The following is a 13,884-nucleotide window of genomic DNA, read 5'->3' as shown; positions in this document are numbered from 1 at the left end:
GCGGAGATCGACGCGGTGGACGCGATCTGCTCCTTGGTCTCGACGTCCTTGGCCATGCCGAGCAGCTGCTCGGACACGGCGGCGACGGCGGCCTCGATGCCGCGCTTGAGACCCATCGGGTTCGCGCCGGCCGCGACGTTCCGCAGACCCTCGCGGACCATCGCCTGGGCGAGCACGGTCGCGGTCGTCGTACCGTCACCGGCGACGTCGTCGGTCTTCTTCGCGACCTCCTTGACCAGCTCGGCCCCGATCTTCTCGTAGGGGTCCTCGAGCTCGATCTCCTTGGCGATGCTCACGCCGTCGTTGGTGATCGTGGGGGCGCCCCACTTCTTCTCGAGGACGACGTTGCGGCCCTTGGGCCCGAGGGTGACCTTCACGGCGTCGGCGAGCGTGTTCATACCCCGCTCGAGACCGCGCCGGGCCTCCTCGTCGAATGCAATCAGCTTCGGCATGACTCCTGCGATCCTTCGCATTTCAGAGTTCGTGGATCCGGTTCGACGGGTTGCCCGCGACGGACGGCCCCCTCGGCACCGGCGAACCCTTTCTCGCCGGACGTGGAGACCTCAACTGGCGCCGATCCGGTTGTCACTCTCCTGGGGAGAGTGCCAGCGTCATGTTTAGCACTCGACCCTGGCGAGTGCAAGCAGCCGGGTCACCAGGTGCGGGGGTACGCGCGGGCGGCGACCACCTCCGCGAAGGGCAGCGCGTTCAGCGGCAGCACGTCGAGGTAGAGGCCCGGCTCGGTGAGCTCGACCTCGCTCACCACCAGCCGGTCCTGGTAGCGCATCATGTCGACGCGGCCGTAGACGATCTCCTCGCCGAGCAGGTCGACCACGGTGGCGACCGCGCTCGCCGCCAGCGAGGCGGCCTTCTCGGTCAGCTCCATCGAGTGGGCGGTCCCGCCGTACTGCTCGTTGACCCGGATGTCGGTCCGGCTCGGCATCTTCTGCACCTGGCTGACCGGACGCCCGGCGATGACGAAGACCGAGATCTCGCCGTCGTGGTGGATCGACTCGACCAGCGGCTGCACGACCCACGGGCCCGGGTGCCCGCCCGGCTTCGGCAGCCAGACCTTCCCGTCCGCGACCACCTCGAGCCCGCGGCCACCCGCGCCCACGCGTGGCTTGACGACCGCCAGCCCGAAGCCGTCCGCCGCCGCGCGCACGTCGAACACGGTGTCGGCCGAGACCGTCGGCACGATCGGGAGCCCGGCCTTCTGGAGGTCGATGAGGTAGCGCTTGTCGGTGTTCCACCGGAACACCGCCGCACCGTTGAGCAGCGCCGGCCCGACGCCGGAGGCCCAGCCGAGGAACTCGCCGAGCCGCCCGTCGTAGTCCCAGGTGGAGCGGACCGCGACCACCTCGGCGGTGCCCCAGTCGACGCCGAGGTCGTCCCAGACGACCCAGCGGCTGGCCAGCCCGTGAGCGGAGAGGGCGGCGTCGAGCGCGGCATGACCCGGCTCGCCACCCGCCCACTCGCGGCTGGTGGCGAGCAGCACCAGGGGGACCTGGGCCTCTCCGCGATGCTCCATGGAGAAAGGCTAGGGGCTCGGTCAGCCGCTGTCGCGTACGACGAGCCGCGTGGGGAGCATCCGGCCGGGGTGGTCGAGTCCAGGCTCGGCCATCGTGTCGAGGAGCAGCGCCACCATCTCCCGGCCCATCTGCTCCGGGGACTGGTGGACCGTGGTCAGGGGCGGCTGCGTCGACGCGGCGACGGGGGCGTCCTCGAAGCCCACCACGGCGACGTCCTCCGGCACCCGTCGCCCGGCCTCGCGCAGCGCCTGCAGCGCGCCGGCGGCCATCAGGTCGTTCGCGCAGAACACCGCGTCCAGGTCCGGCTCGCGCTCGAGCAGCGCCCGCATCGCGGCGGTGCCGCTGTCGCGGCCGAAGTCACCGCGCTCGACCAGCCGCTCGTCGACCGCGCGGCCGGCGGCGGCCAGCCCGTCGACGTACCCCTGGTAGCGGGAGCTGCCCGCGACCATGTCCGCCGGCCCGGCGATCGTGGCGATCCGCCGCCGGCCGGCCGCCACGAGGTGGCTCACGGCCAGGGTCGCCCCCTGCACGTTGTCGACGTCGACGAAGCCGACGGGGGTCCCGTCCTGGGGGCGGCCGCCGACGACGACGGGGACGCCGTGCGCGCGGATCCGCCGGGGCAGCTCGTCGTCGTCGTGGAGGGAGAGCAGGAGGACGCCGTCGACGTGCTGGCGGGTGAGGTAGCGGTCCAGCCCCCGCCGGCGCTCGGAGGCCTGCGCCATCACCAGCACCAGCTGGCGGTCCGCGTCGCCGAGGGCCGCGCCGATCCCGCGGACGACGCCGGCGAAGAACGGCTCCCCGAAGACCCGCTCCTCCGACTCCGCGATCACCAGCGCGACGGTGTCGGTGCGCCGGGTCACGAGCGCCCGGGCGGCGGCGTTGGGCACGTAGCCGAGCTGCTCGATCGCGTCCTCGACCGCCAGGCGAGCCCGCTCGGAGACCTTGTCGCCGCCGTTGATCACCCGGGACGCCGTCCCGCGGCCGACCCCGGCGAGCGCGGCGACCTGCTCGAGGGTCGGTCGGCCGGCAGCCGTCGGGGGCGAGGACATGGCGTCATTATGGTCACCGCGAGGCGGGTCGGGGCGTGCCTACCCGACCGGCACCCGGTGCCCGTGCGGCACCTCGACGTCGAGGCCGAGCGCGGCGAGCACCGAGGGCAGCAGTGCCTTGGCCGTGCGGTGGTAGCCGGCGGCACTGGGGTGGAACCGGTCCAGGCTGAACATCTCCTCGGGGTCGGCGACGAAGAACGGCCCGACGACCCGCGCCAGCGACACGGTGTGCGCCCCGGCGGCCACGGCCGCCGCCTCCTGGGCGAGCGCCAGCTGCCGGGAGGCGCGCGAGCCGAGCGCGCGCAGCGGCTGGGGCACCGGGCGCAGCGCGCCGAGGTCGGGACAGGTGCCGACCACCACGCCCGCACCCAGCGCCCGCAGGGCGAGCACCGCCCGCTCGAGGTCGGCGACCGACTCCCCCACCGGCACCCGGTGCGTCACGTCGTTGCCGCCGACCACGACCACCGCGACGTCGGGGCGGTACGACGGCGGCAGCGTGTCCAGCTGCCCGGCGAGCATCGAGGACTCGGCGCCGACGCGCGCCACCGTGCGCAGCCGGACCGAGCGACCGGTCGCCTTCGCGAGCGACCGGGCCAGCCGGCCACCGAGGGTGTCCTTCGGCCGGTCGGCGCCCAGTCCGGCCGCGATCGAGTCGCCGACGAGGAGCAGGTCGACCGGGTCGCCGTACTTCTTCTTCCAGAGCCGGTCGGCGTCCGGCGCGACCTCGCCGTGCGGCTTGCCGATGAGCCCGCGCGCGACCGCCGCCTGGCGTCGCAGCAGGCCGCGGCCGCCCGCCGCCAGGGCGAGACCGCCCGCGGCGACGAGCGCGAGACCGGTGCTCCAGCGCTTCACGACCCCAGTTGACCCAGAAGTCGGTGAACGGGAGGTGTCGATCGCCGCCCTCCCGCCCGTCATCGCGGCGACAGACCCACCCACGTCCGTCGTCTCCCGGCCCCGCGCCGCGCGGAGCTGTAACGCCGTGTCACTGCGCCTTCACACGGTGCTGCACCGGGGTGGGAACAGCTGGTGACACGGCGTTACAGCTGGGCGGCCGCCGGCTCAGCCGCCCGCGACCGCCGGGATCACCGAGATCTGGGTGCCGTCGGGGGTGGGGGTGGCCAGGTTCTCGAGGAACCGCACGTCGTCGTTGTCGACGTACACGTTGACGAAGCGGCGCAGCTCGCCGGCCTCGTCGAGGATCCGGCCCTTGATGCCGCTGTAGTTGCCGTCGAGGTCGTCGAGCACCTCGGCCAGCGTGGCGCCGGAGGCGCTCACCTCGGAGTCGCCACCGGTGTAGGTGCGCAGGATGGTCGGGATCCGGACGGACACGGACATGCGGGCAGCTCCTCGGCTTCGAAGGGTCAGGCCAGGCCGGTGGCGGCGAAGGCGGCGTACGTCGGCGCGATGGTCGCGGCGGGCGCGACCGAGCCGGAGACGGCGTCGAGGGTCTTGAGGCCGTGGCCGGTGTTGATGACGACGGTCTCGAGGCCGGTGTCGAGCTGGCCGGTCTCGACGAGCTTCTTCAAGACGGCGACGGTGGTGCCGCCGGCGGTCTCGGTGAAGATCCCCTCGGTGCGGGCGAGCAGCACGATGCCGGCGCGGACCTCGTCGTCGGTGACGTCCTCGACGGCGCCGCCGGTCTGCCGGCAGATGTCGAGCACGTAGATGCCGTCGGCGGGGTTGCCGATCGCCAGGCTCTTGGCGATCGTGTCCGGCTTGACCGGGCGGATGGCGTCGACGCCGGCCTTGTAGGCCACCGAGACGGGCGAGCAGCCCTCGGCCTGCGCGCCGAAGACGCGGTACGGCTTGTCGGCGACCAGCCCGAGGGCGATCAGCTCCTGGAACGCCTTGTGCACCTTGGTCAGCTGCGACCCGCTCGCGACCGGGATCACGATCTGGTCCGGCAGCCGCCAGCCGAGCTGCTCGGCGATCTCGTAGCCCAGGGTCTTGGAGCCCTCGGCGTAGTAGGGGCGGACGTTGACGTTGACGAACGCCCAGCCCTCCTCCTCGCCGGCGATCTCGGAGGCGAGCTTGTTGACGTCGTCGTAGTTGCCGTCGACGGCGACCAGGGAGTCGGTGAAGACCGCCGAGTTGACCTGCTTGGGCTGCTCGAGGTTGCTCGGGATGAAGACCACGGTCTTGATGCCGGCGCGCGCGCCGGCCGCGGCGACGGCGTTCGCGAGGTTGCCGGTCGAGGGGCACGCGAAGACCTTCGAGCCGAACTCCCGGGCGGCGCTCAGCGCGCACGCGACCACGCGGTCCTTGAAGGAGTTGGTGGGGTTGGTCGAGTCGTCCTTCACCCACAGGTTCGAGAGGCCGAGCTCGGCGCCGAGGTTGTCGGCACGCAGCAGCCGGGTGAAGCCCGGCTCGGTGTTGGGGCTGGTCTCGATGTCGTCGGGGACGGGCAGCAGCGCCTTGTAGCGCCAGATGTTGCGCGGACCGGCCTCGATCTGGGCGCGGGTCACGAGCGGGAAGTCGTAGGCGATCTCGAGCGGGCCGAAGCACTCCGGACACGCGTAGTGCGGCCCGAGCTCGACCTGGTGCCCGCACTCGCGGCAGGCCAGGGCGGTCGCGTTGCCGAAGGCGCCCTGGCGCAGGGCCTTGCCCGTCGGGGTGCTGAGCTCGATGGTGGGTGCGCTCACGGAGTCCTCCTCATCTTTCCGGTACGGCTCTCGCACCGGACGGATTTGGCACCGGGCCCGCACGCGGAGGCGTGCGGCGGTTGCCGGGACTTCACAGGGCCGTTCCCTCAGTCCCTCTGGATGAGCAGTGACCACCGTACGACGACCGTCTCAGCATGTGCACATCGCATCCGCATGCTGGACGGTCCTCCTGGGCCTCAGGACGGTAGTCCCTGACGTTCCGGCCCCCGACACGCCGGTCGGACGGCGAAAACGTCAGGGACTATCCGTCCGAGCCACCCGTTCAGGCCGCAGTCAGGCGGCCGCCACCGAGGCCGCCTCGGGCGCCGCCAGCGCACCACGTACGACGTCGCGAACGTCCCCCACGAGGTGGACCGTGAGCTGCTCCAGCACGTCGGCGGGGACGTCGTCGAGATCGGGCTCGTTTCGCTGGGGCACGAACACCTCGGTGAGGCCCGCGCGCTGGGCGGCGAGCAGCTTCTGCTTGAGCCCGCCGATCGGCAGCACCCGGCCGTTGAGCGTGACCTCGCCGGTCATCCCGACCTCCGAGCGCACCGGGCGGCCGGTGGCCAGCGAGGCGAGCGCGGTCACCATCGTGATGCCGGCCGACGGACCGTCCTTGGGGACGGCACCGGCGGGGACGTGCACGTGGACCGCCCGGTCCAGGACGGCCGGGTCGACCCCGAGCTCGGCCGCGTGCGAGCGGACGAAGGACAGCGCGATCTGCGCGGACTCCTTCATCACCTCGCCGAGCTGCCCGGTGAGGGTGAGACCGGCCGCGCCGTCGGACGCGGACGCCTCGATGAACAGCACGTCACCGCCCAGCCCGGTCACGGCGAGGCCGGTCGCGACGCCGGGCACCGCGGTCCGCTCGGCCGACTCCGGGGTGAACCGGGGCCGGCCGACGAGGCCGGCGAGGTCGTCCGGCCCGATGTCGACGCGGGTCGCCCCGGTCGCGAGCCGCGTGGCGGCCTTGCGCAGCGCCTTGGCGATCAGCCGCTCGAGCTGCCGGACACCGGCCTCGCGGGTGTGGCCCGCGGCGAGCTCGCGCAGTGCATCGTCGGACACGGTGACCTCGGACTCGGTGAGCGCCGCGCGCTCGAGCTGCCGGGGCAGCAGGAAGTCACGGGCGATGGCGACCTTGTCGTCCTCGGTGTAGCCGTCGAGGGTGACCAGCTCCATCCGGTCCAGCAGCGCCGACGGGATCTGCTCGACGACGTTCGCGGTCGCGATGAACAGCACGTCGGAGAGGTCGAGGTCGAGCTCGAGGTAGTGGTCGCGGAAGGTGTGGTTCTGCGCCGGGTCGAGGACCTCGAGGAGCGCCGCGGCCGGGTCGCCCCGGTAGTCCGAGCCGACCTTGTCGACCTCGTCGAGCAGCACGACCGGGTTCATCGAGCCGGCCTCCTTGACCGCCCGCACGATCCGGCCGGGCAGCGCGCCGACGTACGTGCGCCGGTGGCCGCGGATCTCCGCCTCGTCGCGCACGCCACCGAGGGCGACCCGCACGAACCGCCGGCCGAGCGCCCGCGCCACGGACTCCCCGAGCGAGGTCTTGCCCACTCCCGGAGGACCGGCCAGCAGCACGACCGCGCCGGAGCCCCGGCCGCCGATCACCTGCAGGCCGCGCTCGGCCCGGCGGGCGCGGACCGCGAGGTGCTCGACGATCCGCTCCTTGACCTCGTCGAGGCCGTGGTGGTCGGCGTCGAGCACGGCCCGGGCGGCGACGACGTCGGTCGAGTCCTCGGTCGTGACGCTCCAGGGCAGCTCGAGCACGGTGTCGAGCCAGGTGCGGATCCAGGCCACCTCGGGGTTCTGCTCGCTGGAGCGTTCGAGCTTGTCGACCTCCTTGAGCGCGGCGGCGCGCACGTGCTCGGGCAGGTCGGCGGCCTCGACCCGCGACCGGTAGTCCTCGGCCCCCTCGGGCTCGCCCTCGCCGAGCTCCTTGCGGATCGCGGCGAGCTGCTGGCGCAGCAGGTACTCGCGCTGCTGTTTCTCCATGCCCTCGCGCACGTCCTCGCCGATCTTGTCGGTGAGCTCGGACTCGGCGAGGTGGTCCTTGGTCCAGCCGATGAGGGTCTCGAGCCGCGACTCCACGTCCGGGTCCTCCAGCAGCTCGCGCTTGCGGTCGACCGAGAGGTACGGCGCGTAGCCGGCCGCGTCCGCGATCGCGGACGGGTCGCTCATCTGGTGCACGGAGTCGATGACCTGCCAGGCCTCGCGGCGCTGGAGCACGGCCACGACGAGGCGCTTGTACTCCTCGGCGAGCTCGCGGGCGCGGTCGGTGACCTGCCCGTCGGGGTAGTCCTCGACCGGGTCGACCTCGACCCAGAGGGCGGCACCGGGGCCGGAGACCCCGCTGCCGATGCGCGCGCGGACGCCTGCCCGGAGCACGGCGGCCGGCGATCCGCCCGAGAAGCGGCCGACGCGGTCGATGGTCGCGACCACGCCGTACGACGCGTAGCGGTCCTCGAGGCGCGGGGCGACGAGCACCTGGCCGTCGCTGCCGGCGCGGGCGGCGTCGATCGCGGCGCGCGCGGCGTCGTCGAGCTCGAGCGGCACGACCATGCCCGGGAGGACGACGAGGTCCGGGACGAAGAGGACGGGGAGCTTCAGGGTCATGCACCAGGAACGTCCGGCCCGGGGCCGGTGTTCCGGAGAGTGCCTCCTGTTCGCTGAGGACGAACAGGCTCAGGTCGACCGCGCGCGGATGTCCTCGGTGAGCCGCCGGAGCAGGTCCAGCACGCCCTCGGGGCCGTGCACGACCACGTCGGAGAGCGGCACCAGCGCGCTCTGCTCGGAGGAGGCCGAGCAGACCAGGAGCGTCGGCAGGCCCTCGGCGGCCAGCTTGGCCACCGCCTCGAAGGCCTCGACGTCGCCGAGGTCGTCCCCGGCGAACATCACCGCGCCGGCACCGACCTCCCCGACGAGGGTCTCGACGGCGCGGCCCTTGTCCATGCCGGGGGCCCGGACCTCGATCACGTGCCGGCCCGGCTCGAGCACCAGCCCGTAGCGGGAGGCGAGCTCGCGCAGCGGTGGCAGCAGCCGATCGAACGCGGCGTCCGGGTCGGCCATCCGGCGGGTGTGGACGGCGTGCGCCAGGCCCTTGTCCTCGACCCAGGCGTCGGCCGCGTCGGCGGTGCGCAGGGTCCGCGGCAGGTCGCGGAGGAACGTCGCCAGGCCGGCCGGCGGCCGGGGGGAGATGATCCGGCGACGGGTCGAGCTCCACCGCTCGTTGCCGTACTGGCCGAAGAGGTAGAGCTCCTTGCCGGTGTCGCCGATCGCGTTGCCGACCTCCTCGAGCCCGCCGAGGTCCAGCGCCTGCCGGGCCGGGCGGCCGGTGACCACGGCGAGGCCGGCGACCTCGGCGGCGAGGTCGACCAGGACCGCGGCGGCGTCCGGGTGGATGTGGGCCCGCTCGGGGTCGTCGACGATCGGCGCGAGGGTGCCGTCGAAGTCGAGCCCGATCACGGCCCGGTGCCCGGCGCGCACGAACGCGTCGTACCTGTGCTCTCCCTCCGGGGAGGTGAACTCCATGGCCCCACCCTGACATCCGGGCGTCGACCGCGCCCAGCCCGGAGCGGGTGTGGGCTGGGTCTCAGCCGGCGGCCGGGGCCGCGATCGGCCCGGTCAGGATGACCGTGAGCCGGTCGAGCCGCATCGGGTCGATGGCGAGCGCGGTGCGCTTGATGCCGAGGTCGAGCGCCAGTTGGCGCGCGGCGGGCTTGAGCTTGGCGGGGTAGTAGACGGTGGTGGCCGGGATGGTGCCGTACCAGTTGTCGGAGCCGACCACCTTCCAGCCGATACCGGTGGCGCGCTGCGCCACGCTGCCGGCCAGCCCGGTGATCCCGGAGTTGTTGTAGACCTCGACGTAGACCTTGCCGCGCTGCACCGGCGGCGGCGTGGGCTTGGGGTCGGCCGACGGGGTGAAGGTCGCCGACGGCGAGGGGCTCGGGGTGGTGTTGCGGGCGACCGTGGTCACCTCGCGCTCGGCGGGCTCGCCGCCGCGGGTGGCGACGAAGGCGATCCCGGCCATCGCGACCGCGATCACGCTGAGCATGACGACCGGGGAGGGCAGGGCCGCGCCGCGCTGCCCCCGAGGGCGGTGGGTGGGCACCTCAGACCTCGAAGCCGAGACGGCGAGCGGAGCGCTGGCGCTGGCGGGCCGACCGCAGCCGCCGCAGCCGGCGGACCAGGAGCGGGTCGGCCTCGAGGGCCTCCGGGCGGTCGATGAGCGCGTTGAGGACCTGGTAGTAGCGCGTCGAGGACATGTCGAACTTCTCGCGGACCGCGGTCTCCTTGGCGCCGGCGTACTTCCACCACTGGCGCTCGAAGTCGAGGATCTCGCGGTCGCGGTCGCTCAGCACCGTCGTGGCGTCGGCCTCGCCACCGAGAGCGTTCGCGGCGTCCATGGGCCCCTCCCGATTCCACGTCCGTCAGTGCAGGTCAGGCTGCCCACTGTAGGCGACGAATGACAGCGATGTCATTCAGTCCCCGGGCGCGTCGCGATCCCGCCTCCTAGGCTCTCGCCATGACCACCCGATGGGGCATCCTCGCGACCGGCAAGATCGCGCACACCTTCGCCCGCGACCTCGACCTGGTGCCGGACGCCGAGCTGGTGGCGGTGGGCTCCCGGCGCGCGGAGAGCGCGGCGGCGTTCACGGCCGAGCACGGCGGGACGCCGTACGGCTCCTACGAGGAGCTGGTCGCCGACCCCGCCGTCGACGTCGTCTATGTCGCCACCCCGCACGCGCTGCACCTGGAGAACGCCCGGCTCTGCTTCGAGGCCGGCAAGCACGTGCTGTGCGAGAAGCCGCTGACCCTTGACGCAGCGGCCGCCGAGGAGATGGTGCGCCTGGCCCGGCAGCACGACCGGTTCCTCATGGAGGCGATGTGGACCGCCTGCCACCCCGCGGTGCTCGCGCTGCGCGACCGGCTCCGCTCCGGCGAGCTCGGGACGCCACGGCACCTGCACGCCGAGCTCGGGTTCCGCGTGGACGCGCCGCCCGAGGACCGGATGCTCAACCCGGCCCTGGGGGCCTCGGCGCTGCTCGACATGGGCATCTACCCGCTCGCGTTCGCCGACCTGATGCTCGGCGAGGCGGTCGACCTGCACGCCACCGCCGCCCTCTCCGCGGACGGCATCGACCTCGACGTCGCGATGGTGGGTCGCTACCCCGGCGACGTGCTGGCCACGATGACCGCATCGATGACGTCCTGGTCCTCGCGCCGGGCCTCGATCGCAACCGACCTCGGGCGGATCGAGGTCGACGACTTCCACCACCCCTCGCGGACCACCTTCACGCCGTACGTCCAGGCGCCCGGCGACTGGGTCTTCGAGCCCGGCGCGACGACGGAGATCACCCACGACCCGGTCGTCGGCCAGGGGTACGCGCACGAGATCGTCGAGGTCGGCCGCTGCCTCGAGGCGGGCCTTCGGGAGAGCCCGGCCGTGCCGCACGCCCGGACCCTGGCGGTGCTGCGGCAGATGGACGCCGTGCGCGAGCAGGTCGGCGTGCGGTTCCCGACCGCCCAGGGCTGATCTCCGGGCGAGCGCGGCCGGGTGGTTCCCGTTCAATTGCTCGGTGCGGCCCTGCTTACCCGTCGGTAACCGGGACCTTTCCCAGCAATTGAACAGGAACGACGGCCCGCGCCCGGCACCCACCGCCGTCAGCCCGGGACGGGGGCGGTTCCGGGCGGCGCAGGGCTGAACCCCGGACGAGCGGGCACTGGGGGGCCATGGCACCTCAGACTCGGACTAGGGTGAGATCCGTGGCTCCCAGCGGTACGGCAGACCTGGTGATCGTCGCCAACCGCCTGCCGGTCGACCGCGTCGAGGAGGCGGACGGCAGCGGCAGCTGGCGGCGCTCCCCCGGCGGGCTCGTCTCCGCGCTCGAGCCGGTGATGCGGGCCAACGACGGCACCTGGATCGGCTGGCCCGGCGGCACCGAGCAGGGGCTCGAGCCGTTCGAGGCCGACGGCATGAACCTGGTGCCGATGACGATGACGGGCGAGGAGATCGAGGAGTTCTACGAGGGCTTCTCGAACGCCACGCTGTGGCCGCTCTACCACGACGTGGTCGCCAAGCCGGAGTTCCACCGGGAGTGGTGGGAGAGCTACGTGTCGGTCAACCGGCGGTTCGCCGAGCGGGCCGCCGAGGTCGCCGCCGAGCACGCCACCGTGTGGGTGCACGACTACCAGCTCCAGCTGGTGCCGGCGATGCTGCGCGAGCTCCGCCCGGACCTGCGCATCGGCTTCTACCTGCACATCCCGTTCCCGCCCAACGAGCTGTTCTCCCAGCTCCCCTGGCGCCGGCAGCTCCTCGAGGGCCTGCTCGGCGCCGACCTGGTCGGGTTCCAGCTCAGCGGCGCCGCCCAGAACTTCGTCCGGCTCGTCCGTCGGCGCGTCGGCCACAAGACGCACCGCGACCTCGTCTACCTGCCCGACGGCCGCACCGTCCGGGCGGCGGCGTTCCCGATCTCGATCGACGTCGAGGCCTACGAGTCGCTCGCGCGGTCCGAGGAGGTCGTCGCCCGCGCCAAGGAGATCCGCGAGGCCGTCGGCAACCCGCGCAAGATCTTCCTCGGCGTCGACCGCCTCGACTACACCAAGGGCATCTACCCACGGCTGCGGGCGTTCGGCGAGCTCCTCGCCGACGGCGAGCTCGACGTCGAGGACGCCGTCTTCATCCAGGTCGCGACCCCCTCCCGCGAGCAGGTCGAGCAGTACCGCATCCTGCGCGACGACATCGAGCGACTCGTCGGCCGCCTCAACGGCGACCTCGGCAAGATCGGCCAGCCGGCGATCCACTACTTGCACTCCTCCTACCCGCGCGAGGAGATGGCGGCCTTCTTCCGGGCCGCCGACATCATGGTCGTCACCCCGCTGCGCGACGGCATGAACCTGGTCGCCAAGGAGTACGTCGCGTGCCGCTACGACGACGACGGCGCCCTGGTGCTCTCGGAGTTCGCGGGCGCTGCCGAGGAGCTGCGCCAGGCCTGGCAGATCAACCCCTACGACATCAACGGGATCAAGCAGGCGCTGCTGGACGCCTACCGTGCCGACCAGCGGGAGGTGACCCGCCGCATGCGCGCGATGCGCCGCACGGTCATCCACCACGACGTGTCGGTGTGGGCCGAGGAGTTCCTCGCCGCGCTCGGCTCGACCCGTCCCTCGCACGGCAAGAACGTGCGCCCGGCGAAGGGGTCCTAGCCGCCCGGTGGCCGGACGTCCTCGGGCGCGACCCGTGACCGCTCGGCCCTGCGGTAGTTTCCGAGGCATGGACCTCGTGCCGAAGCCGGACCAGCTGGTCGCCGCCGCCGGCAACGTCGCGCACGTCGTCATGTACGGCGGGCTCGCCGACCTGCGCCCGATGCCGCGCACGCTCATCGACGAGGGCACCCTCCGCGAGGTCTACCACTACCGGCCCGCCGTCGGGGTGCGCTCGCAGGGCGACCCCGTCCTGCTGGTGACGCCGCTCGCGGCACCCGCCGTCTGCTTCGACCTGCGCCGCGGCTGCTCGCTCGTGCAGCACTTCGTCGAGGCAGGCCGACGGACCTACCTCGTCGAGTACGGCAACGTCTCCTTCCGCGACCGCAACCTCGGGCTCGAGCACTGGGTCGAGGAGGTCGTGCCGACCGCGGTGCGCGAGGTCTCGGCGCACGCCGGCGGCCGCCCCGTGCACGTGGTCGGCTGGAGCCTCGGCGGGATCTTCGCGATGCTCGCCGCGGCCGACGCCCCCGACCTGCCGATCGCGTCCCTGACGGTCGTCGGCTCCCCCGTCGACGTGACCAAGGTGCCGATGGTCGCCCCGCTCCGGCCGCTGCTCGACCTGACCCGGGGGCACGGACTGGTCACCCGCACCTACCGCGCCGTCGGCGGCGCGCCGACCCCGCTGGTGCGGTGGGCGTTCCAGCTCTCGTCGTTCCAGAAGCTGGTCACCAAGCCGATCGCGATCGCCACCCACCTCGACGACGCCGACTTCCTGGCGCAGATCGAGGCCGTCGACCGCTTCACGGCCCAGATGACGGCCTACCCGGGCCGGTCCTTCGGCCAGCTCTACCACCGCTTCGCCAAGGGGAACGCGCTCGCCTCCGGCGCGGTGCAGGTCCGCGAGCACGCGGTGGACCTCGCCGACGTGACCGCACCGGTGCTGGTCTTCGCCGGCGCGAACGACGGGATCGCGCCGGTCGCCGCGGTGAAGGCGGTCGTCCCGCTGCTGCGCGGGGCGCGCGAGGTGCAGTTCGAGATCGTCCCCGGCGGCCACCTCGGCATGCTCACCGGCCGCGCCGCCCGCGGCAGCACCTGGCGGGTGCTCGACGAGTGGATCGACCGGTGGTCGGGCTCGGGCACCGAGGCGGAGGAGCCGACGAAGGCCCCCGCCAGGAAGAGGGCGGCCACGAAGAAGACCGCCACGAAGAAGTCCGCCACGAAGAAGTCGGCCACGAAGAAGTCGGCCACGAAGCGCACCGCCACGAAGAAGGCGTCCGCCACCAAGACGGCGACGAAGAAGTCGTCGACGAAGAAGACGGCCACGACGTCGGCGGCGCCGGAGCCGCCGGCCTCCCCGGACACGATCGGCTCGAACCCCACCCGCCGCTACGGCTCGGGCGGGTCCCGCGCCCTCTCCCGCTGACGCGCCCGCCCGTTTCCTTCCGCGATACG

General features: G+C 73.0%; 13 protein-coding genes and 1 riboswitch. Of the genes, 3 read left to right on the top strand and 10 right to left on the bottom strand.

The window, feature by feature from the left end:
* The 10 genes from ACILQ5_RS07815 to ACILQ5_RS07770 all read right to left on the bottom strand — a co-directional run.
* Positions 1–452: TCP-1/cpn60 chaperonin family protein (locus ACILQ5_RS07815; RefSeq protein WP_395657414.1), on the bottom strand; the 452-nt coding region annotated here is incomplete at its 3' end.
* Positions 453–652: 200 nt separating this feature from the next.
* The gene (locus ACILQ5_RS07810; RefSeq protein WP_395657413.1) at positions 653–1,531 is read right to left on the bottom strand and encodes a RimK family alpha-L-glutamate ligase; all 879 of its coding nucleotides are present in this window, start codon (positions 1,529–1,531) and stop codon (positions 653–655) included.
* A 21-nt stretch (positions 1,532–1,552) separates the two neighbouring features.
* A complete protein-coding gene (locus ACILQ5_RS07805; RefSeq protein ID WP_395657412.1) occupies positions 1,553–2,581 on the bottom strand; it encodes a LacI family DNA-binding transcriptional regulator in 1,029 nt (342 codons plus the stop codon).
* Between the two features lie 39 nt (positions 2,582–2,620).
* Entirely contained in the window at positions 2,621–3,433 is an 813-nt protein-coding gene (locus ACILQ5_RS07800; protein WP_395657411.1) for an SGNH/GDSL hydrolase family protein, read from the bottom strand.
* A 207-nt stretch (positions 3,434–3,640) separates the two neighbouring features.
* On the bottom strand, positions 3,641–3,916 hold the full coding sequence (locus tag ACILQ5_RS07795; protein WP_395657410.1) for a MoaD/ThiS family protein: 276 nt from the start codon (positions 3,914–3,916) through the stop codon (positions 3,641–3,643).
* Positions 3,917–3,942: 26 nt separating this feature from the next.
* Positions 3,943–5,208 (bottom strand): threonine synthase, encoded by a 1,266-nt coding sequence (thrC, locus tag ACILQ5_RS07790; RefSeq protein WP_395657419.1) that lies wholly within the window; start codon positions 5,206–5,208, stop codon positions 3,943–3,945.
* A 22-nt stretch (positions 5,209–5,230) separates the two neighbouring features.
* A riboswitch (SAM riboswitch) is annotated at positions 5,231–5,350 on the bottom strand.
* A gap of 167 nt (positions 5,351–5,517) precedes the next feature.
* On the bottom strand, positions 5,518–7,842 hold the full coding sequence (gene lon, locus ACILQ5_RS07785; RefSeq protein ID WP_395657409.1) for an endopeptidase La: 2,325 nt from the start codon (positions 7,840–7,842) through the stop codon (positions 5,518–5,520).
* 69 nt (positions 7,843–7,911) lie between these two features.
* Positions 7,912–8,757 carry a trehalose-phosphatase gene (gene otsB, locus ACILQ5_RS07780; protein WP_395657408.1) on the bottom strand — a complete coding sequence of 282 codons (846 nt, stop codon included), beginning with the start codon at positions 8,755–8,757 and terminating at the stop codon, positions 7,912–7,914.
* A gap of 61 nt (positions 8,758–8,818) precedes the next feature.
* Complete coding sequence (locus ACILQ5_RS07775) at positions 8,819–9,337, bottom strand: LytR C-terminal domain-containing protein (RefSeq protein WP_395657407.1); 519 nt, start codon at positions 9,335–9,337, stop codon at positions 8,819–8,821.
* Position 9,338: 1 nt separating this feature from the next.
* On the bottom strand, positions 9,339–9,632 hold the full coding sequence (locus ACILQ5_RS07770) for a DUF3263 domain-containing protein (protein WP_395657406.1): 294 nt from the start codon (positions 9,630–9,632) through the stop codon (positions 9,339–9,341).
* A gap of 119 nt (positions 9,633–9,751) precedes the next feature.
* Between ACILQ5_RS07770 and ACILQ5_RS07765 the strand changes: the two genes are divergently transcribed.
* The 3 genes from ACILQ5_RS07765 to ACILQ5_RS07755 all read left to right on the top strand — a co-directional run bounded on the left by ACILQ5_RS07765 (position 9,752) and on the right by ACILQ5_RS07755 (position 13,855).
* Positions 9,752–10,762: a Gfo/Idh/MocA family protein gene (locus ACILQ5_RS07765; RefSeq protein WP_395657405.1), complete on the top strand. Its 1,011-nt coding sequence runs from the start codon at positions 9,752–9,754 to the stop codon at positions 10,760–10,762.
* A 197-nt stretch (positions 10,763–10,959) separates the two neighbouring features.
* Entirely contained in the window at positions 10,960–12,432 is a 1,473-nt protein-coding gene (locus tag ACILQ5_RS07760; protein WP_395657404.1) for a trehalose-6-phosphate synthase, read from the top strand.
* Positions 12,433–12,499: 67 nt separating this feature from the next.
* Positions 12,500–13,855 carry an alpha/beta fold hydrolase gene (locus tag ACILQ5_RS07755; protein ID WP_395657403.1) on the top strand — a complete coding sequence of 452 codons (1,356 nt, stop codon included), beginning with the start codon at positions 12,500–12,502 and terminating at the stop codon, positions 13,853–13,855.
* The last annotated feature ends 29 nt before the right edge of the window (positions 13,856–13,884 follow it).

This window comes from Nocardioides sp., assembly GCF_044226305.1.
In the GTDB taxonomy this organism is placed as follows: domain Bacteria; phylum Actinomycetota; class Actinomycetes; order Propionibacteriales; family Nocardioidaceae; genus Nocardioides.
Note: the sequence above shows the minus strand (reverse complement) of the source record. Positions and strands in the feature narration are given on the sequence as shown.

What these genes read in the sequence shown, in the direction of transcription:
- otsB (WP_395657408.1), bottom strand. Translation starts at nt 8,757, where the DNA reads ATGGAGTTCACCTCCCCGGAGGGAGAGCACAGGTACGACGCGTTCGTG.
- lon (WP_395657409.1), bottom strand. Translation starts at nt 7,842, where the DNA reads ATGACCCTGAAGCTCCCCGTCCTCTTCGTCCCGGACCTCGTCGTCCTC.
- ACILQ5_RS07755 (WP_395657403.1), top strand. Translation starts at nt 12,500, where the DNA reads ATGGACCTCGTGCCGAAGCCGGACCAGCTGGTCGCCGCCGCCGGCAAC.
- ACILQ5_RS07760 (WP_395657404.1), top strand. Translation starts at nt 10,960, where the DNA reads ATGGCACCTCAGACTCGGACTAGGGTGAGATCCGTGGCTCCCAGCGGT.
- ACILQ5_RS07765 (WP_395657405.1), top strand. Translation starts at nt 9,752, where the DNA reads ATGACCACCCGATGGGGCATCCTCGCGACCGGCAAGATCGCGCACACC.
- ACILQ5_RS07810 (WP_395657413.1), bottom strand. Translation starts at nt 1,531, where the DNA reads ATGGAGCATCGCGGAGAGGCCCAGGTCCCCCTGGTGCTGCTCGCCACC.
- ACILQ5_RS07805 (WP_395657412.1), bottom strand. Translation starts at nt 2,581, where the DNA reads ATGTCCTCGCCCCCGACGGCTGCCGGCCGACCGACCCTCGAGCAGGTC.
- ACILQ5_RS07795 (WP_395657410.1), bottom strand. Translation starts at nt 3,916, where the DNA reads ATGTCCGTGTCCGTCCGGATCCCGACCATCCTGCGCACCTACACCGGT.
- ACILQ5_RS07770 (WP_395657406.1), bottom strand. Translation starts at nt 9,632, where the DNA reads ATGGACGCCGCGAACGCTCTCGGTGGCGAGGCCGACGCCACGACGGTG.